16 protein-coding genes and 1 pseudogene are annotated in these 20,661 nt (G+C 63.0%); 6 read left to right on the top strand and 11 right to left on the bottom strand.

Going from position 1 to position 20,661, the window contains the following annotated elements; all coding sequences use genetic code 11:
* Positions 1-429: 429 nt before the first annotated feature.
* Genes ACVWVY_RS12720 through ACVWVY_RS12710 form a run of 3 tightly spaced genes read right to left on the bottom strand, consistent with a single transcriptional unit; the run spans position 430 to position 2,441 of the window.
* Complete coding sequence (locus tag ACVWVY_RS12720) at positions 430-927, bottom strand: TPM domain-containing protein (protein ID WP_456626690.1); 498 nt, start codon at positions 925-927, stop codon at positions 430-432.
* 1 nt (position 928) lies between these two features.
* Positions 929-1,810 carry a TPM domain-containing protein gene (locus ACVWVY_RS12715; RefSeq protein ID WP_456626689.1) on the bottom strand — a complete coding sequence of 294 codons (882 nt, stop codon included), beginning with the start codon at positions 1,808-1,810 and terminating at the stop codon, positions 929-931.
* 22 nt (positions 1,811-1,832) lie between these two features.
* Complete coding sequence (locus tag ACVWVY_RS12710) at positions 1,833-2,441, bottom strand: LemA family protein (RefSeq protein WP_456626688.1); 609 nt, start codon at positions 2,439-2,441, stop codon at positions 1,833-1,835.
* Between the two features lie 163 nt (positions 2,442-2,604).
* Here ACVWVY_RS12710 and ACVWVY_RS12705 point away from each other — a divergent pair, with 163 nt between their 5' ends.
* The 3 genes and pseudogenes from ACVWVY_RS12705 (at position 2,605) to ACVWVY_RS12695 (ending at position 5,831) form a co-directional block, all read left to right on the top strand.
* Positions 2,605-3,453: an enoyl-CoA hydratase gene (locus ACVWVY_RS12705; protein ID WP_456626687.1), complete on the top strand. Its 849-nt coding sequence runs from the start codon at positions 2,605-2,607 to the stop codon at positions 3,451-3,453.
* 19 nt (positions 3,454-3,472) lie between these two features.
* Positions 3,473-4,622, top strand: a pseudogene (locus ACVWVY_RS12700) (acyl-CoA dehydrogenase family protein).
* A gap of 12 nt (positions 4,623-4,634) precedes the next feature.
* A complete protein-coding gene (locus ACVWVY_RS12695; protein ID WP_456626686.1) occupies positions 4,635-5,831 on the top strand; it encodes an acyl-CoA dehydrogenase family protein in 1,197 nt (398 codons plus the stop codon).
* Between the two features lie 16 nt (positions 5,832-5,847).
* Here the strand turns inward: ACVWVY_RS12695 and ACVWVY_RS12690 are convergent, their stop codons facing one another.
* The 4 genes from ACVWVY_RS12690 to ACVWVY_RS12675 form a co-directional block, all read right to left on the bottom strand.
* Entirely contained in the window at positions 5,848-6,870 is a 1,023-nt protein-coding gene (locus tag ACVWVY_RS12690; protein ID WP_456626685.1) for a DUF3616 domain-containing protein, read from the bottom strand.
* Between the two features lie 102 nt (positions 6,871-6,972).
* On the bottom strand, positions 6,973-9,297 hold the full coding sequence (locus ACVWVY_RS12685) for a xanthine dehydrogenase family protein molybdopterin-binding subunit (protein WP_456626684.1): 2,325 nt from the start codon (positions 9,295-9,297) through the stop codon (positions 6,973-6,975).
* A 114-nt stretch (positions 9,298-9,411) separates the two neighbouring features.
* Positions 9,412-10,287 (bottom strand): dihydrodipicolinate synthase family protein, encoded by an 876-nt coding sequence (locus tag ACVWVY_RS12680; protein ID WP_456626683.1) that lies wholly within the window; start codon positions 10,285-10,287, stop codon positions 9,412-9,414.
* 95 nt (positions 10,288-10,382) lie between these two features.
* Positions 10,383-13,040 (bottom strand): M1 family metallopeptidase, encoded by a 2,658-nt coding sequence (locus ACVWVY_RS12675; protein WP_456626682.1) that lies wholly within the window; start codon positions 13,038-13,040, stop codon positions 10,383-10,385.
* A gap of 196 nt (positions 13,041-13,236) precedes the next feature.
* On the opposite strand from ACVWVY_RS12675, the gene ACVWVY_RS12670 reads away from it, so the two are divergent.
* Together ACVWVY_RS12670 and ACVWVY_RS12665 are read left to right on the top strand one after the other, a co-directional pair.
* The gene (locus ACVWVY_RS12670; RefSeq protein WP_456626681.1) at positions 13,237-14,985 is read left to right on the top strand and encodes a hypothetical protein; all 1,749 of its coding nucleotides are present in this window, start codon (positions 13,237-13,239) and stop codon (positions 14,983-14,985) included.
* A gap of 41 nt (positions 14,986-15,026) precedes the next feature.
* Positions 15,027-15,440: a hypothetical protein gene (locus ACVWVY_RS12665; protein WP_456626680.1), complete on the top strand. Its 414-nt coding sequence runs from the start codon at positions 15,027-15,029 to the stop codon at positions 15,438-15,440.
* Positions 15,441-15,458: 18 nt separating this feature from the next.
* Here the strand turns inward: ACVWVY_RS12665 and ACVWVY_RS12660 are convergent, their stop codons facing one another.
* Positions 15,459-17,567 carry a BTAD domain-containing putative transcriptional regulator gene (locus ACVWVY_RS12660; protein ID WP_456626679.1) on the bottom strand — a complete coding sequence of 703 codons (2,109 nt, stop codon included), beginning with the start codon at positions 17,565-17,567 and terminating at the stop codon, positions 15,459-15,461.
* A 40-nt stretch (positions 17,568-17,607) separates the two neighbouring features.
* A complete protein-coding gene (locus ACVWVY_RS12655; RefSeq protein WP_456626678.1) occupies positions 17,608-18,969 on the bottom strand; it encodes a YcaO-like family protein in 1,362 nt (453 codons plus the stop codon).
* A gap of 68 nt (positions 18,970-19,037) precedes the next feature.
* Between ACVWVY_RS12655 and ACVWVY_RS12650 the strand changes: the two genes are divergently transcribed.
* Positions 19,038-19,592 carry a hypothetical protein gene (locus ACVWVY_RS12650; RefSeq protein WP_456626677.1) on the top strand — a complete coding sequence of 185 codons (555 nt, stop codon included), beginning with the start codon at positions 19,038-19,040 and terminating at the stop codon, positions 19,590-19,592.
* 60 nt (positions 19,593-19,652) lie between these two features.
* Here the strand turns inward: ACVWVY_RS12650 and ACVWVY_RS12645 are convergent, their stop codons facing one another.
* Both ACVWVY_RS12645 and ACVWVY_RS12640 read right to left on the bottom strand, forming a co-directional pair.
* On the bottom strand, positions 19,653-20,015 hold the full coding sequence (locus ACVWVY_RS12645) for a helix-turn-helix domain-containing protein (protein WP_456626676.1): 363 nt from the start codon (positions 20,013-20,015) through the stop codon (positions 19,653-19,655).
* Between the two features lie 59 nt (positions 20,016-20,074).
* Positions 20,075-20,401: a hypothetical protein gene (locus tag ACVWVY_RS12640; protein WP_456626675.1), complete on the bottom strand. Its 327-nt coding sequence runs from the start codon at positions 20,399-20,401 to the stop codon at positions 20,075-20,077.
* Between the last annotated feature and the right edge of the window lie 260 nt (positions 20,402-20,661).

Below are 20,661 nucleotides of genomic sequence, written 5' to 3'. Positions count from 1 at the left end.
GAATACCGCAAGCACGCCTACTCGAGCTGGCCCCGCGCAGGTAAATCTGCGCAAGACGATCTATTCGCGAATTACGCATCGTGGCTGGCCGGCGGAGTGCTCGTGAAAATTATAAGAGCAACTATCCAGGTTGCTGGATAGCGATACCTGCAGCGCAACTTGATCGCGCGAGGCTCATCACGAGTCGTACAATATCGAGAAGTTCAAGAGAAAGGCCGGCGGGCGTTACGCCGCCGACCTTGTCTTGCAACTGCCGGCTCGTGGGTCCGGTTCCGTTGCTTGCATTGCGGTTACCTGAACTATTTTGATCAGTGACACACAGAGCCGGCTGACGCCATTGCGCGTAGGTATTGCCGAGGCGTACCGTGGTAGGCCCACACCATGGCAACGGATGAGCCGACTTATCCATTGGTTTAGGCTGGTGGTGAGTTACATCACCACCGGCGCATCCGGCAATTCATTCGGCCCTGCGCCCTGCGCCGGGAAGTGCGTCGCCAACTCGCGCGACACCGCCTCGATTCCCTTGATCACGCCGCCTTCAAAATTTCCGCCCCTGAACTGCGTCTCCATCTCGACGCAGATTTTTTCCCAGCCGGCGTGGCCGACCCTGGCGTCTATGCCACGGTCGGCAACGATCTCGAAGTCGTGGTCGGCGAGCAGCAGGTAGATCAGGACGCCGTTGTTGTGGAGGGTGTCCCAGATCCGCAATTGCGAAAAAATATCCACCGCCCGCTCCCGCGCGAGCTGATTGCGAAACAGCGGCGCGCCGTCGAGCGCGCCTTCCACCACGAAACGCACCTGTCCGGAATGGGTGGCTTCGCCTGACTTGATCGCCTGCTCGATCCTCGCCAGCGCTTGCGGCGGAAAGATCCGCCGCAGCCGCCAGCGGTGTTCGAGGAGATGCCTGCCGATACGCCTGATGCTCATGTTACCAGCTCCCCGATGCGCCGCCGCCGCCAAAGCTGCCGCCGCCGCCACTGAAGCCGCCGCCCGAACTGCCGCTACTGCTGCTGCCCCAGTCGCTGCTGCTACCACCTGACCAGCCGCCCCGCGTGCCGCGGCTGCCGCCGGAGGGCATCAGATCGATAAACGCGAAAACGAGGAAGGCAAGCACGCCGACGACCGCAGCCACTCCCAGGCTGCCGAGCAAGAGCCACGCCAGGACTCCGACGAACCCGCCGGTCGCAGCCGAGCCGACCAGACGCCCGAGCGCCGCCCTCAGCGCGCTTCCGACAATGAACACGAAGGCGAGGACGAACGGATTGAACGGATCGATACCATTGAGGAAACCAGTGTCCTGCCAATGCGGCGGTTCCGGCTCCGGCAGTTTCTCGCCCTCGGCGACCCGGACCATCCGGCCGACGCCCGCGGAGACGCCGCCGGCGAAATCGCCGGCCTTGAATTTGGGCGTGATGTCTTCGTCGATGATGCGCTTGCTGGTGACGTCTGTGAGCGCGCCTTCGAGGCCATAGCCGACCTCGATGCGCAGGCGGCGGTCGTTCTTGGCGATGACGAGCAGCGCGCCATCGTCAATCTTCTTGCGGCCGATCTTCCAGGCCTCCGCGACCCGGAGCGAGTACTGCTCGATGGCCTCGCCGTCGGTCGTCGGCACGATCAGCACCGCGACCTGGCTGCCTTTTCGCGTTTCGAGATCCTTGAGCGTCTGCGTCAGCGCTGCGATGTCGCCGGCACTGAGCGTGCCGGTCTGATCGACCACCTGACCGCTCAGCGGCGGCACCGCCACGAGCGCAAGCGCCGAGCAAGCCCAGCACAGCAGCAGCGCAAGAATGGAGGCTCTTGCAGCGTTCATCGCGGGTCGTCTGCTCACCCCGTTACTTCGCGGGCGCCGGCGTCGGGTTGAAGTCCACCTTCGGTGCCGTCGAGATCGACTTCTCGTTTTCGACCGTGAAGTTCGGCTTCTCCTTGTAGCCGAACATCATCGCCGTCAGGTTGTTCGGGAAGGTGCGGATGCCGACGTTATAGTCCTGCACCGCCTTGATGTAGCGGTTGCGCGCCACGGTGATGCGATTCTCGGTGCCTTCGAGCTGTGACATCAAATCGCGAAACAGGGCGTCCGATTTGAGCTGCGGATAGTTTTCGGTCACGACCAACAGCCGCGACAGCGCGCTCGACAGTTCGCCCTGGGCTTCCTGGAATTTCTGGAACGCGGCGGGATCGTTCAGCACCTCCGGCGTCGCCTGGATGCTGCCCACCTTGGCGCGGGCATTGGTGACCCCGAGCAGGACGTCCTTTTCCTGCTGCGCGAATCCCTTCACCGAATTGACGAGGTTGGGCACCAGGTCAGCGCGGCGCTGGTATTGGTTGACGACCTCCGACCAGCCCGCCTTGACTTGCTCGTCAGTGGTCTGAATAGCGTTGTAGCCGCAATTGGTCAGGCTCAGTGTCGCCAGCGCCGCCAGCACGGTCCATAATCTGCGCATCGAACTCTCCCTAAAGGAAATCAAACGCGAGTCTATCAGATTGGTTGCGTCAGGTATGCAGGCGTGAGACGGCCTTCGGTCTATTTCGCAGGCGACGGCCCTTGCGTATCATTTGCCGAAATTACAACATGGCCGCCAACGATAAGGGAAACGCGAGGGCGTCATGGAGTTCGAGACCATCGTCGTGGAACGACCGGAGCCACGCATCGCTCGGATCGTAATGAACCGGCCCGAGGCGCGCAATGCGCAGAACCTGCAGATGACCTACGACCTCAATGCCGCCTTCGACCAGGCGGTGCAGGACGACGCGATCAAGGTCATCATCCTCGCCGGCCGCGGCCCGCATTTTTCGTCAGGGCATGATTTGCGCCCGGGGGCCAAGAACACCGCCGGCGTCGATTTTCCGCCGGTCGGAAATTGGGGCGGGTTCGCCGAACCCAATGCCCACGGCCGTTTCGCGCGCGAGCAGGAAATCTATCTGCAGATCACACGGCGCTGGCGCAATCTGGCGAAACCGACGATTGCCGAAGTGCACGGTAAGTGCATTGCCGGCGGCCTGATGCTGGCATGGGCCTGCGACCTGATCGTCGCAAGCAGTGACGCCGAGTTCTGCGATCCCGTCGTGACCATGGGCGTCTGCGGCGTCGAATGGTTCGTGCATCCATGGGAGCTTGGTCCGCGCAAGGCCAAGGAATTGCTGTTCACATCAGACGTGTGGAGCGCCGAGGAAGCGCACCGGCTCGGCATGGTCAACCACGTCGTACCGCGTGACGAACTTTCCTCCTTCGTGATGAAGCTTGCTGAAAGGATCGCAGCAAAACCTTCGTTCGCGCTGAAGCTTACAAAAGAAGCGGTCAATCGCTCCGTCGACGTGATGGGGCAGCCGGCGGCGATCGAGCAGGCGTTCGCGCTGCATCAGCTCTGCCACGCGCATAACCTTCAGGAATTCGGAATGATCGTGGATCCCGCAGGCCTGCATCCCTCCGTCAGAAAACCGGCGCAAGCAAAATAGAACGAGCAAAGCAGATCATATGGACCTTACCCCAAGTGACGAGCAGCGGTTGCTGCGCGAAAGTGCCGATCGCTTCGTCAGCGAGACCTATACCGCCGATCACCGCCGCAAGGTCGCCAGCGATCCGCTCGGCTTCAGCGCGGACATCTGGAAACAGTTTGCCGATCTCGGCTGGCTGGCGCTGCCGATTTCGGAGGCCCATGGCGGGCTAGGCGGCGGCGCCATCGAGATCGGCATCCTGATGGAAGCGTTCGGGCGTGGCCTGGTATCCGAGCCATATCTCTCGACCGTGGTGATCGGCGCGTCGCTGGTCTCGGAATGCGGCACAGAGTTCCAGAAGCAGGCGCTGCTGCCAAAGATCGCCGACGGCTCGCTGTATCTGGCGTTCGCGCATTCGGAACGCCAGGCGCGCTTCGATCTGGCCGATGTCAGAACCACGGCGAAGAAAACGCCGGACGGCTGGCGCCTCGACGGACACAAGACCGCCGTGCTGGACGGGCAACGCCGCCGGACAGATCATCGTCTCGGCCCGCGTCGATGGCGGCAACGGCAAACCGGGCGAGCTCTGCCTGTTCCTGGTACCGCAAGGCGCGCGCGGCCTCGCCTTACGCGACTTTCCGCGGCTCGGCGGCGGGCGGGCCTGCCAGCTCGAACTCCGGGATGTACAGCTTCCTGCCGACGCCCTGCTCGGCAATGGCAGCGACGCGCTGCCCGCGATCGAAGCCACGATCGACCGCGCGATGGCTGCGCTTGGGGCTGAGGCCGTCGGCATCATGCAAACGCTGCTCGACCAGACGCTCGAATACACCAAAATTCGAAAACAGTTCGGACGGCCGCTGTCCGCCAACCAGGTTATCCGGCATCGCCTTGCCGATGTGGCGATGCAATGCGACGAGGCGCGTTCGATGGCACTGCGTGCCGCACTGATGGCCGACGCCGAGCCGGTCGTGCGCAGCCGCGCCGCCTCGGGCGCGAAAGCCAAGATCGGCAAATGCGCGCGCTTCGTCGCCGAACAGTCCGTCCAGCTTCATGGCGCCATGGGCGTCACAGAAGAGCTCGACATCGGGGCCTACTTCAAGCGGCTGCTCGCCTTCGACACGTTGTTCGGCGGCAGCGCCCATCACTATCGCCGTCATGCCGCCCTCGGCGGCCGCGCCGTTCAGGCCTGAAGGGAGCCTACCATGGATCTTGCTTTCAACGCCGAAGAGCGCGCCTTCGAGAAAGAGGTGCGCGACTTCATCGCGGCAAACCTCACGCCCGAGATGAAACGCGCCACCGCGCTGACGCCCTCGGTGTTCTCCGACCCTGATATCGGCATGGCGTGGCAGCGCGCCCTGCATAAGAAAGGCTGGGGCGCGCCGGGCTGGCCGGTGGACCATGGCGGACCGGACTGGACATCGGCGCAGCGCTGGATTTTCGAGACCGAATGCGCCCGCGCCGGTGTGCCGAATGTGAATGTCATGGGCGTCAAGATGGTCGGCCCCGTCATCATCGGCTTCGGCTCGTCCGAGCAGAAGAATTTTTACCTGCCGCGAATTCTCTCCGGCGAGGACTATTGGTGTCAGGGTTATTCCGAGCCAGGCTCCGGCTCCGATCTGTCGTCGCTGAAAACCCGCGCGTTGCGCGACGGCGACGACTACATCATCAACGGCACCAAGATCTGGACCACGCATGCCCATCACGCCAACCGGATGTTCGCGCTGGTGCGCACCAGCGAGAGCGAGCGTCAGCAGGACGGCATCTCCTTCATCCTGATCGACATGAAGAGCCCGGGCATCACCACGCGGCCGATCCTCACCATCGGCGGCGACCATGAGGTCAACCAGGTGTTCTTCGACGATGTGCGCGTACCCGTCGCCAACCGCGTCGGCGAGGAAGGCAAGGGCTGGACCTACGGCAAATATCTGCTCGAATTCGAGCGTGGCGCCGGCATCGCCTCGGCCAAATTGCGCGACGCACTGAAGACGATTTCCGACCTCGCCGAATCCGACTTGACCGGCCGCGCCATCGACGATCCCGATATCGCATTGCGGATGTCCGAGATCGAGGTCGATATCGATACGCTGGAGATGACCGAACTGCGGGTGCTCTCTGCGCTGCAGACCGGACAAAATCCCGGCGCGGTGTCGTCGCTGCTAAAACTGCGCGTCAGCGAAATCCGCCAGGCGGTGACGCGGCTCGGCGTCGACGTGATCGGCAATGACGGCCTCTATGTCGAGCCGGTGCGGCCGCTCTACCGGCTCAACGAGGCGCCGGGCATCCCTGAGGAATTGCTGCCGATCGTTCCGGAATATCTCAATGGCCGGGCGTACACGATCTTTGGCGGCTCGTCGGAGATCCAGCGCGAGATCGTGGCGAAGATGGTGCTGGGGATCTAGGCAGCCGGGTAGGCATTCAGGGAGCGGATACCTCGACGGGAGTCGGAGCCCCATTTTCGTCGCTGTCGAACATGATGAGGACGCGCAGCTTCGAGCCGTTCTTGTCCAGTGGCAGCAACGCCTCCGGCTTCCGCTTGGATGCGAATTGCGTGAGCTCGGACAGCGGCTCTACGTTTTCGCTTTTCCCGTCCCACGAATAGATCGCATAGGTGCCAGGCTCAGATGCTGCGGGGCCGGCGAGAATGAGGATACCGCCTTCAAAGGCGGCGAGATCGCGCACCCCGCGACCTTGCCCGAGCGGCAGGCGGAACGCCTCGTGTCGCTCCCTGCCACCGTCGAACAACGCATCGAGCGGAGCCGACAGCACGACGGCCCTGCTCTTGCCTTTGTCGTCCTTAAGCACCGGCCCGCGAAATCCGGCGAACAGCGTGTCGTCCTTGATCGCGATGCCCTCGATCGTCACCCCGTTCTCATCCAGCCGCTCGTCGACGAACCCCTTGAAGGCAGACTCGGCAGCGATGATCTTCTTCAGCTTTGACGTTCGCTCGACTTTCGCGTCGTCGCCATGTTTGGCGCGAAAGCGGACGATCTGGCTGCTGGCGGCGATCTTTGCATCGATCTTGTCGCGATGCTTCTCCGGATCAAGCTTCTTGTCGCTGTCGCGCGGATGGCCGTGCGAGCCGATGACGTAGAAAAAGCCCTTCGAAAAGGCGACGCCTTCGCCGTCGAGTTCGAGTTTCTTCTTCTTGAACTTGTTGCCGATCAGTTTGATGGCTTTGCCTGGGACCAGTCTGCCTTCCCAGAGTTCAACGAACTGCGCGGCTTGCAGATTGTCGTCGATGACGAGGCAGGAGCGCGGAAAGTCCTTCGGCGTCGTACACGCAATACCGCTGACGTCTTCGGATGGCTCGTCATCCTTCCCGATCACGTCGGGCTTGACCTTCCAAGAGTCATCGTCCTTGCCGGCAGCCGGACCAATCAACAGCATCGGCAAAACACAAACGATCGCGGCAATCCTGCCCAAATTTGCAAGCGACATCGTCGTTCTCCCCGAGGTGAGCCCGGCACATCGACAAACGTAAAGGTTGTATTCCTCTTTCGCGAGGAATGAAACCGAAAAATACGGCGAGGTTCGCGGGCGCTACGCTCCCGCTTTCGCATCCCGGATCGCCTGCCACACCTTCGCGGGCGTCAGTGGCGTGTTGAGCTGCCTGATGCCGAGTTCGCTCAACGCATCCATCACGCCATTGGTGATGCAGGGCGGGCCGCCGATGGCGCCGGACTCGCCGCAGCCCTTGGCGCCGAGCGGATTGGTGCGGCAGGGCGCGGAATCATCCAGCGTCACGGCGATCGGCGGAATGTCGTCGGCGCGCGGCACGCAGTAATCCTGGTAGCTCGCGGTCAATAGCTGCCCTTCCTCGCTGTAGGCGACGCCCTCATAGAGCGCCTGGCCGATGCCTTGCGCGACGCCGCCATGGACCTGGCCGGCCACCAGCATCGGGTTGACGGCGATCCCGACGTCGTCGACCGTGGTATAGCGCACCACCCGCGTGATGCCGGTTTCGGGATCGATCTCGACCTCGCAGATATGCGTGCCATTCGGCCAGCTTGGCCCGTCGACCTCGCCTTCGGAATCGACTGACAGCCGCGCGCCGTCTTCCTTCTTCGCGATTTCGAACAGGTTGATGCGCTTGTCGGTACCGACCACACTGAGCCAGCCATCGCGATACTCGATATCCTCAACGGACGTTTCCAGGACGTTCGAGGCTTTCTCGCGCGCCTTCTGGATCATGTCATTGCTCGAGACCGCGACCGCCGTCCCGCCGACGAACAGCGAGCGCGAGCCGACGCTGCCGAAACCGATGGCGAGGTCGGTGTCGCCCTGCACCACGTCGATCTTGTCCATGGCAATGCCGAGCGTATCGGATATCATTTGCGTGTAGGCGGTCTGCAGGCCCTGCCCCATCGCCATGGTGCCGGAGTGCAGAACGATGCGACCTTCTGCGGTCGCGTGCAGGCTGACCTTCTCGGTATGCGCGCGCCCGCCGGTCCATTCGATGTAGCTGGTGAGGCCGCGGCCGTAGAGCAGGCCCTTCTTCTTCGCCGCCTTCTTGCGCGCGGCAAAACCGTCCCAGTCCGAAAGCTCCGAGGCGCGCGACAGCATGTGCGCGAAGGCGCCGGAATCGTACACCTGGCCGACGGCATTGGTGTAAGGCAGTTGCGCGGGCTTGATGTAGTTGACCTTGCGGATGGTGCGCGGGTCCATGCCGATCTGCCGCGCGGCGGCATCCATCAGCCGCTCGACGATGAACACCGCCTCGGGGCGCCCCGCACCGCGATAGGCGCCGACCGGCGCGGTGTTGGTCATCACCGACTTCACTTCGAAATGCACCAGCGGCAGGTCGTAGACGCCGGTTTGCACGAACGGGCCGAGCACCAGCGGGATAATGTTGGCGGTCCCCGACGAGTACGCCCCGGTGCCCCCGATCGAGCGCACGCGGTAGGCGAGCACGCGGCCTTTGGCGTCGAGCGCGAATTCGCCGGTCGAAGTGAGATCGCGGCCATGGGTGCCACCGACGAATTCGTCGGTGCGGTCGCCGCGCCAGCGGATCTTCCTGTTCAGTTTGGTCGCGGCGTAGGCGACGATGCCGTCCTCGGGATAAAGGCTCGTCTTCTGGCCGAAGCCGCCGCCGATATCCCCGACCAGCACACGCACGCTGTCTTTCGGCCGCTTCAGAATGGATTCCGCGAGCAGGTCGCGGGTCGAGCCGGGCGTTTGCGACTGCACGTGCAGGATCAGCCGTCCGGTCTTCTTCTCGATCTCGGCAATCGTCGAACGTGGCTCCATCGCCGAAGGCACCAGCCGCTGGCTGACCAGATCGAGCGAGACCGTGTGCGCAGCCTTGGCAAAGGCTTCCTCGACCTTGGCGGCGTCGCCATAGCTCATGGCGGCCACGACGTTGTCGGGCGCCTCCGGCCACACCGCGGGTGCACCTGATTTCACCGCCTCGACCGGATCGACCACCGACGGCAACACCTCGTAATCGACCGCGATCGCTTCGGCCGCCGTCTGCGCCAGCACCCGCGACGTCGCGACCACAGCGGCCACCGCCTCGCCGGCATACCGCACGACTTCATGCGCCAGCAGGCGCCGCGGCGGCACCGTCATCGGCTTGCCGTCCGGCCGCTGGAAGATCGCAAGGGTCGGGAGGGTGCCGATATCGTCCTTCACCAGGTCGGCACCGGTATAGACGGCCTCGACCCCGGCCATTTCAAGCGCGGCCTTGGTGTCGATCGACTTGATCCTGGCGTGCGCATGGGGCGAGCGCAGCACGTACAGCCACAGCGCGCCCTCCTCCGGCCTGTCGTCGATAAACTGTCCCTTCCCGGTGAGCAGTCTCTGGTCTTCCAAACGCTTGACCGGCTGGCCCGCACCAAAACGCATATTGCCGGGAAGAATATTCATCAGTTTGTCCTTCGAGCTTCTTGTCGGATTGGGCGGGGTTTTAGCGGGTTTTCAGGTCGAGACAACTCGGCCCGGCCGGATGAGGTAATGCGGTTTATGCAACTCGCAAGCCAGTTACCCGAGGTCCAGCAATGCCTGTTCGACCACCTTGCGCTGCTCGGCGGTCAGAGGTGCCTGCGGCGGGACGGGATCGCCGACCGCGTAACCCTGGATGTCGAGGCCGGCCTTGATGCAGGCGGCGAGGTTGAAGCGGGCAAAGGCCTCGTTGATACGCCACAGCCTGCGTTGCAGCCCCATCGCCTCATCCCAGCGCGCCGCCCTGCAGAGGTTGTAGAGTTCGACGCTCTGCCGCGGGATGATGCAGGCGGGGCCGGCCATCCAGCCCAACCCACCGATCAGCATCACCGCCGCCGGGATGTGGGCGGACGCGGAGAAAACTTTGATGCTGTCGCCGCAGCGGTTCATGATCGACAACAGCCGACCGGTATTGGTCGAGGCATCCTTGATGTAGCCGATGCGCGGATGGCTTGCGAGCCGCGCGATCACATCGAGCGTCAGATCGGAGCGCTGGAATTGCGGGTTGGTGTAGATCACGACGGGAATGTCGACGGCGTCGGCAATGGCGCGGAAATAGGATTCCACCTGCGCGTCGGCGACCGGGAAATACGCCTCCATGATCGCGAGGATGCCGTCCGCGCCGAGCTTTTGATGCGCCTTTGCCTGCGCCACCGCGTCCGCTGTCGACGTCGAGGCGACGCCGGCGATCACGGGCACACGGCCATCAGCGGCTTCGATGGTCGTTCGTACAACGATCGCGCGCTGCGCCTGGTCGAGATAGGCGAACTCGCCGGTCGATCCCAGCGGCGTCAGCCCATGCACCCCCGCCTTGATGAGGTCATCGCAGAGCCGGCCCAGCACCTCGTTACGGATCTGGCCTGACGCATCGATGGGCGAGACCAGATAGGGAAAGACGCCGTGGAAATCAGCCATGGTAGGAAATGTGCCCCGCGCGGGAGAGTTTGTCCGTCATGGCTATCCGGAATGCCCGGGCAAGGCAACGTTCCCTGAAAAGCCGCGCGTTGCAGTCATTTGCGCTCCCTGATCCAGCCCTCGACCGCCGGCAGCGCACGGGCTTTGAGGTCGGCAGAGATCGCAATTACTTCCTGCGCCCGGCCCGCCATCATGCGGCCGCCTGAAGTCGCCTGAGCCGGCACGAAAGCTGCGATTTCGGCAGCATGGCGCTCGTCGCTGAAGTTCGTCATGAAGTTTGGGATAAACAGGTCGCGAAATTGCGCACCCTGCTTTGCGAACAGCGCGTCGTAGTTCTTCTGCAGAAAATCCCAGGCCAGGTCAGGCTGCTCTCCGGAGGAAGCAACCGAACCGATCAGGCCGGTGACGATCGTGCCCGGCACTTCGTCGCCAAGAGTCAAGTCCAGCGTGGCGCGCGCCAGCCCCGGATCGCGCGCGGCGGCGGCTGCAAAATAATAGCGCAGCCGCTCATTGGTGACGGTGCTCTTGCGCGCCAGCGTCAGCAGCGTGTCATACATCGCGCGATCCGCCGTGATACCGACGACATGGGTGACGGAATCGCGCAAGGCCGCCGGCAGCGATTGCGGATCGCGTAAGAATCCGGCGAACCGCCGCTTTGCCTCCGCAATGACCGCTTCGTCGCCGAGTTCACCGAGTGTCCAGATCAGGCTGCCGCGCAGCAGGGTATCGTCGTCGTCGCCCGAGCCGCTGCCATCCCAGCCGAGCCGGTCGAACACGGGACGCAACTTGGCGCCGACATAGCGCTGCAGCGCCGGACGCTCGGGCCGATCGCGCGACAGACGATTGAGCGCGGAGAACACCGTGATGACCTGATCCCATACCGGGCGGCCGTCATCGACGCGGACGTTGTCGACCAAAGCGAGATAGGACGACGGCTCGGCGCGGCCGGCCTGTACCATCGCCCAGCCGTCGGCGAGGAAATTGACGCGGTCTGCGGCCGGCATCTGCGGCAGCGCCTTCGCCAGCGCGGCCATGCTCGCCGGCCCGTACTCGACGCGGTAGTAACCGATGTCACCGAGATTGACCTTGATCGCCTCGCCGCAGGATCCGGCCGGGACTTCGGTCGAGCCGTTCAGCAGCACGACATCGGCCGATTGCGCCATGGCTACCTTCCCGACCGCAACCGGTATTGGCCAGTTGCGCGACGGCAAGGCGGCCGTCCCCGCCGGCGCGACCACGAAACGACCCTGCCGCAGCGTCAGCCGCTGCGCATCGCCATTGCAGGGGGTTTCGGCCGATATCAGCGGCACGCCGTCCTGTTCGGTAAAGGACGCAGCGATTTCGGCCACGGGCTTGTGGCCCGCGCGCTCCACCGCCCGCCAGAGATCGGCGGTGGTAGTGTTGCCATAGGCATGCGCGGCCATGTAGGCGCGGATGCCGTCGCGGAACGCCGCTTCGCCGAGGTAATTCTCCAGCATGCGTATCAGCGCCTGTCCCTTGTTGTAGGTAATGGCGTCGAACGCGATCATGGCCTCGCTCTCGTTGGCGATCGGCTGCTGGATCGGGTGCGAGGTGCGCCGGGCGTCGAGCGCCATGGCGAACTGCTTCTGGCCGTAACCGTTCAGCCAGCTTTGCCATTGCGGATAAAACTGCTCGGCCGCTTTCGTCGCCATCCAGGTCGCAAAACCTTCGTTGAGCCAGAGATTGTCCCACCAGGCCATGGTGACGAGATCGCCGAACCATTGATGCGCCATCTCATGCGCGATGATGGAAAAGATGCCGCGCCGCGCGCTGTCCGGATTTGTTGCGGGATCAAACAGCAGCCGGCTCTCGAAGAAGGTGATGCCGCCCCAGTTCTCCATCGCGCCGCCGAAGCCGCCGGGCACCGCTATCAGGTCGAGCTTGGGCAGCGGATATTTGACGCCGAAATAGTCGTTGAACCAGACGAGCAGTTTCGCCGCGCTGTCGAGCGCGAACTTCCCCTGCGCGGCCTTGCCGGTGGTGGCGACGACACCGATCGTCACGCCTTCGGCTTCCGCCGTGATGCGCTCCAGTTCGCCCACCGTCAGCACGAACAGGTAGGTCGACATCTTCGGCGTCGGCGCGAAGGCGACATTCTTCAGGTTCGGCTCGAGCGGCTCTTCGCGCACGACCGGCATGTTGCCGACCGCGAGGAAATGGCGCGGCACCGTCACGGTCAGGGTGAAGCTCGCCTTGAAGGCGGGCTCGTCCCAGCACGGAAATATCCGCCGCGCGTCCGCCGGCTCGAGTTTGCTCGTCAACAGCCGCTTCGCGCCGCTGTCGGTCGGATAATCGACGAAGAAGAAACCGCGATCGAACTTGTTGATCCGCGCCGTAAACTCGATGCGCAGCCGATGCGCGCCCGCTGCAAGCGGCCGCGCGAAAGTAAAGGTCGCCGTCTCGGCCGCGGCATCGAGCGCGACATCGGCGCGCTCGAGGCTATCGTCGGCAGTTACGGAAGCAAACGTCGTGTTGACGGCGTTGAGCGTCAGCCGCGCCGTCGGCTCGCGCACCTCGATGTCGATCACTTCGACGCCGGGAAGCGCGAGGCTCTCCGCGTCGGGTCTCAGCTCGATGGAATAGCTGATCGGAACAACTGTCTTCGGCAGCTTGCCCGGCGTGGCGTCGAAGGAGAAAACCGGCTCGGCTCGCACGGCGCCTGTTACGACGATCATCATCACGATCATTGCGCCGCAATAGCGCGCCAAGGGTGCCGTCACGATAAGCTTCACACGCGCTCCTGTCGCAGTCGCCGCTACAAGGACAAATCATACCGCAGCGTCGCCGATCGTGAAACAGACGTGACCGGCCGCCAGAAAGACCCAAAGATGTCCACAGATGTTCACAGGTTCTAACGATTTAACTCACGATTATTTCACGACTTTCTTCCCAATCTCGCCGCATTGGCCAACCGCGAAAGCAGTTTTTATGGCTATGCAGACAGTTGCTGACGCATCCGCTTTCCGAACTTCCGAGTTCAATACGCGCGACTCTGCTCGAACAGCAGCTCCCGGCTTTCGTCACTTCCTCGGGACTCCAAATCCATCGCAGCGCTTCCGCGCGTTCGGGATCGACCCGCTCACTTCACCGGAATATCTGCCGAAACTCCGCGCACTGATGCATCGCCTGTCGCGCCGGATGGATGCCGAAATACACTGGCCACCCCACCGCAGTGGACCGGCGGAGCACTGGGAAAACCCTCTGATCCCCTCAGGTTACACCTATCTGTTGCAGTTTGTGGCGCACGATCTGGTTCATTCAGCGATCCCGCTTTCAGTTTCGGGGGGCCTCGGCGCCGGCACCGCCAATGCACGCCGTTCGCCGCTTCGGCTGGAAACCCTGTACGGAAGCGGTCCTGTCGGATCGCCGCATATCTACGCGCTCGACGCGCCGAGTGACGACCGGCGCACCAAGCTGCGGCTCGGGCGAATGCGCTGGAAAGAGAACGAGCCCGCGACCGGTTGCCCGTTTCGCGACATCGCGCGGACCAGGGCCGAGAATGTGACGGGGATCGACCGCAGCATCGCAGGCGTCCGGGTTGCCCTCACCGAAGCCCTGGTCGCCGACCCGCGGAATGACGATCACGCCGTGATGTCGCAACTGACTGCGCTGCTCGCGCTGCTGCACAACGCCCTGATCGATCTCATACGCCGACAGGAACGCAACAGCGGGCCGAACGGCCAGTTCGGCGCCGCCTATAAGCGCTTCCTGTGCGCCCGCGAGGCCGTCACGCTGATCTACCACAACATTCTCCGCAACGATCTGATGCGGCGGGTCATTCACCCCGCGATCTATGCCGCCTATAGCGGGCCGGATCCGCACTTCATCGATCGGCCTGATGAAGCCGGCCAGGGTATTGCGACCGGCGACTGGGAAATTCCGTTCGAGTTCTCGCACGGCGCGTTTCGCTTCGGCCACGCCATGGTCCGACACGAATACTGCATCAATGATCTGTCGATTCAGGACCTCTACAGCACGCTTGAAAAGACTTCCGCAAACGATCCGGTCAACATGCCGCTCGATGAAACCTGGATGGTGCAGTGGTCGCGCTTCTTCGAGATCAATGAAACCAAGCCGAACTTCAGCCGGCGCATCGGACCGTATCTCAGCGACGGGTTGGGCAACGACCAGATCTTTCCGGCGTTCGACGAGACCGAGCGGGTTGGCCTGCTCTACCGTGACCTGCTCGGCGCCGGAATCGCCGGCATGTGGTCGGTGGACGCGCTGATTGCCGAGATAGCAACGCGGAAACCGCAGTTCATCGCCACGTCACGCCTGCTTGCCGACCGCGCCTATCGCGTCAGCCAGCTCCGCGATTGGCTGGTCGCCGCACCGGCGTATGGCGCGCTGACGGCCGAAGATATCGAAACCCTTTCGAACGATCCGCCGCTGCCCTTCTTCATCCTGTTCGAAGCGATGCAGCAACCGCAGGCAGCGGGCCAGCGCCTTGGACCGCTCGGCTCGATCATCGTATCGGAAGTGATCTTCGGCGCGCTCGCAGGTGATCCTCGCTCATCTCGCGACGACGCGCTCGCAGGTCAGCTTGCCGATTTGTCGCGCGAATACTATCCGACGAATTTTTTCCAGGAAATTCCCGACATCTCAACCATGGCGCAGTTGGTAAAGTTCACCACCGAAATTGCCCAACTGCAGCAGGCCGTGCCTGCATTCTTGTGAAACGGAATTGTTCCGTCTCACTCAACCGGAGGAGTATGACCATGCAGCGTATCGAAAGGCTACAGGTGACCAACCATGAGCGTTGGGGCAAGCTGGTGAAGACCTGGGCGACCGGCACGAACTACCTCGAAGACGACAACGTCTATCCGCTGCCGGAGACGATGGACGAGTTCAAGGAGCAACTCGCCAAAGCACAGGTATTCGCCACCGTGCCGGATCGCTTCAAGCACATCACGTTCGTGAAGCAGGAACAGGACACGATCACGGTAAAGCTGCCGCCGAAGGTGATGATCGAGGATTCCGAGGCGCTGCTCAACCAGCCCGGAGCTACTTATCCGCTTCCGCCGTTCTACAAGCGCCTGTTCAACGGTATGGATCCCGTGATCCCGGAGAGCGAGAAGTTCAGGGTGCATGCCGAACGTATCGGCGACTACACCATAAGCGCCTGCGCCTGAAGTCCACGAGCGGCCTTTTCACCAGTACAATGGCGCAATGCCTTCGACCGGAAACCCGGCGCCGCGCAAGCTGCGGCGCAGGGTTTCCCACCGCACCTTGATGTTGATGGGGTGCGCTTGCAGAAGCCAGCGTGTGATGGCCACGTCGGTCGGCGCTTCTGACCCAACCCAAAACGAGCGAATGCCGTTCAGAAATCGCTGTGCTTCCTCGCGCGCCAACTCGGGCTGCCCCAGTTCGAACAGCGCGGCCGCACGCCATGCGGGCAGCGTCTGAATGACATTGTTGGCGCGGTCGCAGGCCTCTATGGCGCTCGCATAGTCGCCGCACAGGCAGTGAATGATGCAGTGATAGCCCCATTCGAGCCGTGAGGGCGCCAGCGAAAGCGCAAGCGATTGGCTGGCGCGCAGCTGAGCTTGTTCGATCGAGCCGCAGAAAGCGCAATAGTGAGCGCTGGACAGCAGCGTCCACGGATCGTTGTCGTTCAGTTCGCACGCGAGGTCCATGTGCGGCGCCGCCTCGGCCTCGCGCAGCGCAAACGCATAAGACCAGCCGCAGCATAGATGCGCCCTGGAATCGACCGGATCGAGTTCAACGGCGATTTTCGCCAGTTCAAGCGTCGCCTTTGCCTTGTCGAGATTGCGAATGACCCCGGGATGCACGAGATGCTCGATGTTGTTCATCTGCACAAGGCTGCTGTAGAACGGCGAGAAAGCAGGATTTTCCCGGATCGATTCGCGAAAGATCGCGACCGCCCGCTGCCAGCTTTCCTTGTCGAACTTCGCGATGAGATTCTGGCCGCGCAGCCAGCGGTCGTGAAGATCGAGCGAAACGTCGGGCTCGCCTGCCAGCCGCATCAGCCGCTCGGTCGACAACTGCACGTTCAAGGAAGTCGCGATGCGGCGGATGATGCGCTGCTGGGTTTCAAACCAGTTGCCGAGACCGAGCCGGAAGCTTTCGCTCCAGACATAGATCCCCATGGTATCGTCCCGCAACACCATCACGATATTGATTTCGGCGCCCGCCTGGTAGGCGGTGGTTTCGATGCAGTATTGCGGCGCCGTGCCCGAGGCGGGAAGCACGACAGCCGCGGGCGGGCGATCAACCACGCTCCATTCGCGGAAGCGCACGAGACAGGCGGCGAGATGCTGGGAGAACCCCTGCACCAGATGGCTGTGGTCCTCGTCGACGCCATGCATCGCAAAGGGCAGCAGCACCAGGCGCGTCCTGGCCGATGCATTGACCGACGGCGTCATCGGGGCCACCGGCTGGAGGGCCATCCCCCTGACCATCCTGACGGCGAATTCGTCATTCGCCGCCGAGGCGGGCCGTTCGGGCGGCGTGCGCTCCAGAATGCCGAGCTTGATGTTCGCGACGAGCTCTTCCGTGGCCGACGACGGCTCCATCGCGTAGTCGCGGTCCAAGAGGTCCCACAGCGCCTTGTAAAGGCGCAGCGCGCCGGCGACATCGCCCTCTTCCGCATGCGCCCGCATCAGATAGCGGCAGGCATATTCATGGGTCGGGTCGAGATTGACGATCGCGGCCGCAATCCTTTTTTTGGAGTCGGCGGGAACGCTTGCGGAGGTCAAACCTTCGTCAAGATTTCGCATCAGCCGTTCATGGATGGTCTGCCGCTTGGCCAGTACCCAGACCCGGAACGACGGATCGAGATCGTCCATCCCTTCGAGCAGCCGGCCGTCGAGCTGCGGAGTATCGAGCAGCAGCGGGTGAACGTGCCCACCTTCGGCGAGCTGAATCACGCTTTCAATGTCGACTTCAATTCGTCCGACGGCGATGCCGATCATCAGCCGCTCTGCGACGAAGCCGTCATATCCAGCCTCTTCCAGCATCGAACGCAACTCACGAACGACCTGGCGCAGCGAGGCGCGCGCCTTTTCTTCGTCCGAACGACTCCAGAGCAGGCCAACCAGCCGCTCGCGGCTCTCCTGCTTCATCTCCGACAGCGCGAGGTAACTAAGGACCGCGCCGGCCTTGCGGGTTCGCAGTTCGATCGGCCGGCCGTTGAACCGCACCCCGAGCCGTCCGACCAGCGACACCGAAATACGCGGAGCATTTTCGGGCGCTGCCGTGGCCTTGTCTGCTGTCATGGCGTTTGTAGTGGCCGGCATACAACGGGTTTCCGAGACCGGTTAATTAGTTCCAGCCAGTCTATATCAAAGAGACACCCCCGGTATAGGTTGCGCCGCCGCCGGTTCGCCCAATCGTATCCTGCAACCGGGCCGTGACGATTTCGGATGGCTCGAGTTGCAGCCCTGGGGCAATCACGCGGACTACCGGAACGGCGAAGCGCTGGCGCGTCAGATCGAGGCAGAACGTCTCGATCCCCAGCTTCTCCAAACGCTGAACGATCAATGCAAATATGACGCCCGCTTCAGTTGTACGAAGGGGCAGATGGTCCGCGTACTCCGCGACCGGCTGCAACAGGCTGCACTGATCGGCATTGATCGCCGCGCGCTGCAGGTGGATGCGATCCTGGGCGTTGAGCGCGTCATCGCCGCGCTCGCTGCGTTTGGTTGCGACGACGGCGTCGGCGAGTTCGTGCTGACACATTTCGAGCGTAGCCGAACGGACCGCGGCCTCGAGCGCCGGCCGCGCGGCGAGGCCGAAAGCAAAACCGAAACCGTCCGCCCGGCAGGAGACGGCCGCGACGCAGGGCACGCCGATATCGGTCGTGATATCGAGCAACCATGTCCGGCGCTGCACCGAGGCACCATGCCGGAGCTGCCGCAACAATCCTTCCGCCACGACGCCGGCTTCATGCTGCGGCGGAATCGATCGGGCCAGTTGACCGCCCCGCCACCACAGGCTGGCCGCATCGCGCTCGATCAATTCCAGCAGGCCGTGTAGTGCTGCGGCATCGCGTGACGGAGCGGCGGCCGATCCGATGCTCAAGGGGAATGGCGGCGCGAAGTCGCGCTGCGCCGGCGGGCGGCGCAGGCAGATATCGGCCGGAAGCCACACTTCACCGCCGTCGGTCAGCCTCGTTGCGCGGCACCAGGAAAGCACTCGCTCTGGTTGCATGCGGCGTTCCGAAACGGCAGCCACCAGCTCCAGCGCCTTCGGACCGAGTTTTCCGGCCCGGTCGTCGATGCCGAGTTTGAGCAACACGTCGGTCCCGGCCTGCAATTGAGACAGATACTCGATTCCCTCGCCGATGCAGCCCTGAAATGCATCCCGCAATGTCAGACCGACGCCGGAAACGCCGACCATCGGGCTTCCGTCATGCAAGGAATCGGCAAGCGCTGGATCGAATTGCGCGCCAAAGCTGAACAGGCCGGGCGCGTCGGGTGACGCCAGTTCGAACACCCGCGCGAATCGGGACGCTGCGATGAGCAGATGAGCGCGATTCGCGGTCTCCGGATCAACCGGGTTGCTGGATTCCGAGTCATATTCCAGCGCCTGCAGAATATGTCTGGCATCGTGATCGCCGACGGCGTCCGCTTCGTTGCCAATAAGCAACGATGCCGCGCGAGCAAACAATTCCTGCATCGAATTTTCGCTACCGCTCACGGTGACCTCACGACTTGACGTGCATTCTCCGAACGAGAGGCCAGCCCGCCCTCGCCCTGGAGGAACTTATGCTCGCGAAAGCCTTAGTCATAGCCATGGCTGCGGATATTGCCCGTTCAGACTATGCCAAGCCGACCTTGATTCGTAGCCGCAGCCGCGAGTGGCTGATCGCCTGCCGTTGGGGACCGGAGGGCGAATATCTCTCGATTGCGACGGCCGGCCCGATCACGGAGCCTCTCGCACTGGTTGCACCGCAGGGAATCGCGCCGATCCACAGCCTGATCGGCGTGCTGGTTTCCGAATCGGAATCGCAATCCACCAGCACGTTCCTGTTGGTGCGCCAGTTGCCCGGCGCGATCGAGCTTGCCGGTACATTTTTTCCGGCCGATGGCTACCTGCTGCTGCAGAACCACGGCGACATCCATCTCGTCGGCAAGGCGCGCTACTCGCACAGCTGCGGCTGGCTCGACGGCAAGGAGATCCGCAAGGACATTCCCGATCCCGCACCCTATTCGGCCGAGGCAATGTCCTGGCATATCGAAGCCACGCGCTGTGACTGGATCGGCGAGTTCATTCCTGGCGTGAGGCCGCCGGAGCGGCTTGCGATTCGCGCGACCGGCTGACGACGCCTCCAACCGGATGGCGGGACGCCACGAGATCGCCGTTCGACTTCGTGCCGAAGACTATCTTCGCGAGGGAAACTTACGCCGCTCACCAAGATCGACAGTATTGAACGGCGTGACCGTGGCCTTCGCTACGGGAGTTCGACTGGCGATGCTCTCAACCAGCTTCGACGAATCCAAGCCGGGAGATTCGGCCTGGGAAGATTCGAACAGTGCGCCGACGGAAACACCCAGCACGGAGGCGACTTGCGACAACCGGCGGGCGCCAACCCGGTTGGCGCCCCGCTCGTATTTCTGCATCTGTTGAAAAGTAACGCCGATGCGTTCCGCGAGCATTGCTTGGCTCATGCCACGGTTGAGCCGCAACATACTAATCCTCGTGCCCACCATCGCATCGAGCGGGCCAGACTTCCTCGTCGACATGGGCAGGCTCCCAACTGTTCAAGCGGGAACCTTAACACAACCTCAGAGAGCTTCTGGTACTAATTTGCGCTCACAGGAAGCATTTTTACGGGCTGCTCGACATCGACGTGGTCTATCGTCAACCGGCCCTTCGGGTCGATCGCCGCCTTCATGGCCGGCGGGTGGCCGGTTTCGAGAAAATGCTGAAGGAGGGCACGGCTCTCGTCCGAAAGCGCGAACACCCCGCGCATCAATTCAAAGAACCCCGGCTCTTCCGCTACATAGAGCAGTTCACGCAGTTCCGCGCCGGTATATTGCCCCAATGCCGTCAAAAGCCATTCGGTTTGGTCATTCGGATCGCTCTCAGGCACTCGATTCAGGTAGTAGACGACCGATTCCGCACTCATTTCATCCCCCGGTACCTCGTGATAGCTTACAGGCCCCCCGTTCCCGGACGGCTTTCTGGCAGCTAGCTCCCGAGGCTAACACTGCGTGGAGCTTCGTGATTTCAGCGTGATCGCAGGCGCGATGCCCCCGCGACTCCGTTACGCGGTTCCCGTCTGGTCAGCGATGTACCGAACTGGTGCAGCTGGGCGCAGCCTGGCGCAACATTCTCCCATTGCACGATGAGCGGTCGGGATTTCCCGTAGCCTCAACCGCCGCACCA

The organism is Bradyrhizobium sp. URHC0002 (assembly GCF_054059515.1).
Note: the sequence above shows the minus strand (reverse complement) of the source record. Positions and strands in the feature narration are given on the sequence as shown.

What these genes read in the sequence shown, in the direction of transcription:
- ACVWVY_RS12720 (WP_456626690.1), bottom strand. Translation starts at nt 927, where the DNA reads ATGAGCATCAGGCGTATCGGCAGGCATCTCCTCGAACACCGCTGGCGG.
- ACVWVY_RS12715 (WP_456626689.1), bottom strand. Translation starts at nt 1,810, where the DNA reads ATGAACGCTGCAAGAGCCTCCATTCTTGCGCTGCTGCTGTGCTGGGCT.
- ACVWVY_RS12710 (WP_456626688.1), bottom strand. Translation starts at nt 2,441, where the DNA reads ATGCGCAGATTATGGACCGTGCTGGCGGCGCTGGCGACACTGAGCCTG.
- ACVWVY_RS12705 (WP_456626687.1), top strand. Translation starts at nt 2,605, where the DNA reads ATGGAGTTCGAGACCATCGTCGTGGAACGACCGGAGCCACGCATCGCT.
- ACVWVY_RS12695 (WP_456626686.1), top strand. Translation starts at nt 4,635, where the DNA reads ATGGATCTTGCTTTCAACGCCGAAGAGCGCGCCTTCGAGAAAGAGGTG.
- ACVWVY_RS12690 (WP_456626685.1), bottom strand. Translation starts at nt 6,870, where the DNA reads ATGTCGCTTGCAAATTTGGGCAGGATTGCCGCGATCGTTTGTGTTTTG.
- ACVWVY_RS12685 (WP_456626684.1), bottom strand. Translation starts at nt 9,297, where the DNA reads ATGAATATTCTTCCCGGCAATATGCGTTTTGGTGCGGGCCAGCCGGTC.
- ACVWVY_RS12680 (WP_456626683.1), bottom strand. Translation starts at nt 10,287, where the DNA reads ATGGCTGATTTCCACGGCGTCTTTCCCTATCTGGTCTCGCCCATCGAT.
- ACVWVY_RS12670 (WP_456626681.1), top strand. Translation starts at nt 13,237, where the DNA reads ATGGCTATGCAGACAGTTGCTGACGCATCCGCTTTCCGAACTTCCGAG.
- ACVWVY_RS12665 (WP_456626680.1), top strand. Translation starts at nt 15,027, where the DNA reads ATGCAGCGTATCGAAAGGCTACAGGTGACCAACCATGAGCGTTGGGGC.
- ACVWVY_RS12660 (WP_456626679.1), bottom strand. Translation starts at nt 17,567, where the DNA reads ATGCCGGCCACTACAAACGCCATGACAGCAGACAAGGCCACGGCAGCG.
- ACVWVY_RS12650 (WP_456626677.1), top strand. Translation starts at nt 19,038, where the DNA reads ATGCTCGCGAAAGCCTTAGTCATAGCCATGGCTGCGGATATTGCCCGT.
- ACVWVY_RS12645 (WP_456626676.1), bottom strand. Translation starts at nt 20,015, where the DNA reads ATGTCGACGAGGAAGTCTGGCCCGCTCGATGCGATGGTGGGCACGAGG.
- ACVWVY_RS12640 (WP_456626675.1), bottom strand. Translation starts at nt 20,401, where the DNA reads ATGAGTGCGGAATCGGTCGTCTACTACCTGAATCGAGTGCCTGAGAGC.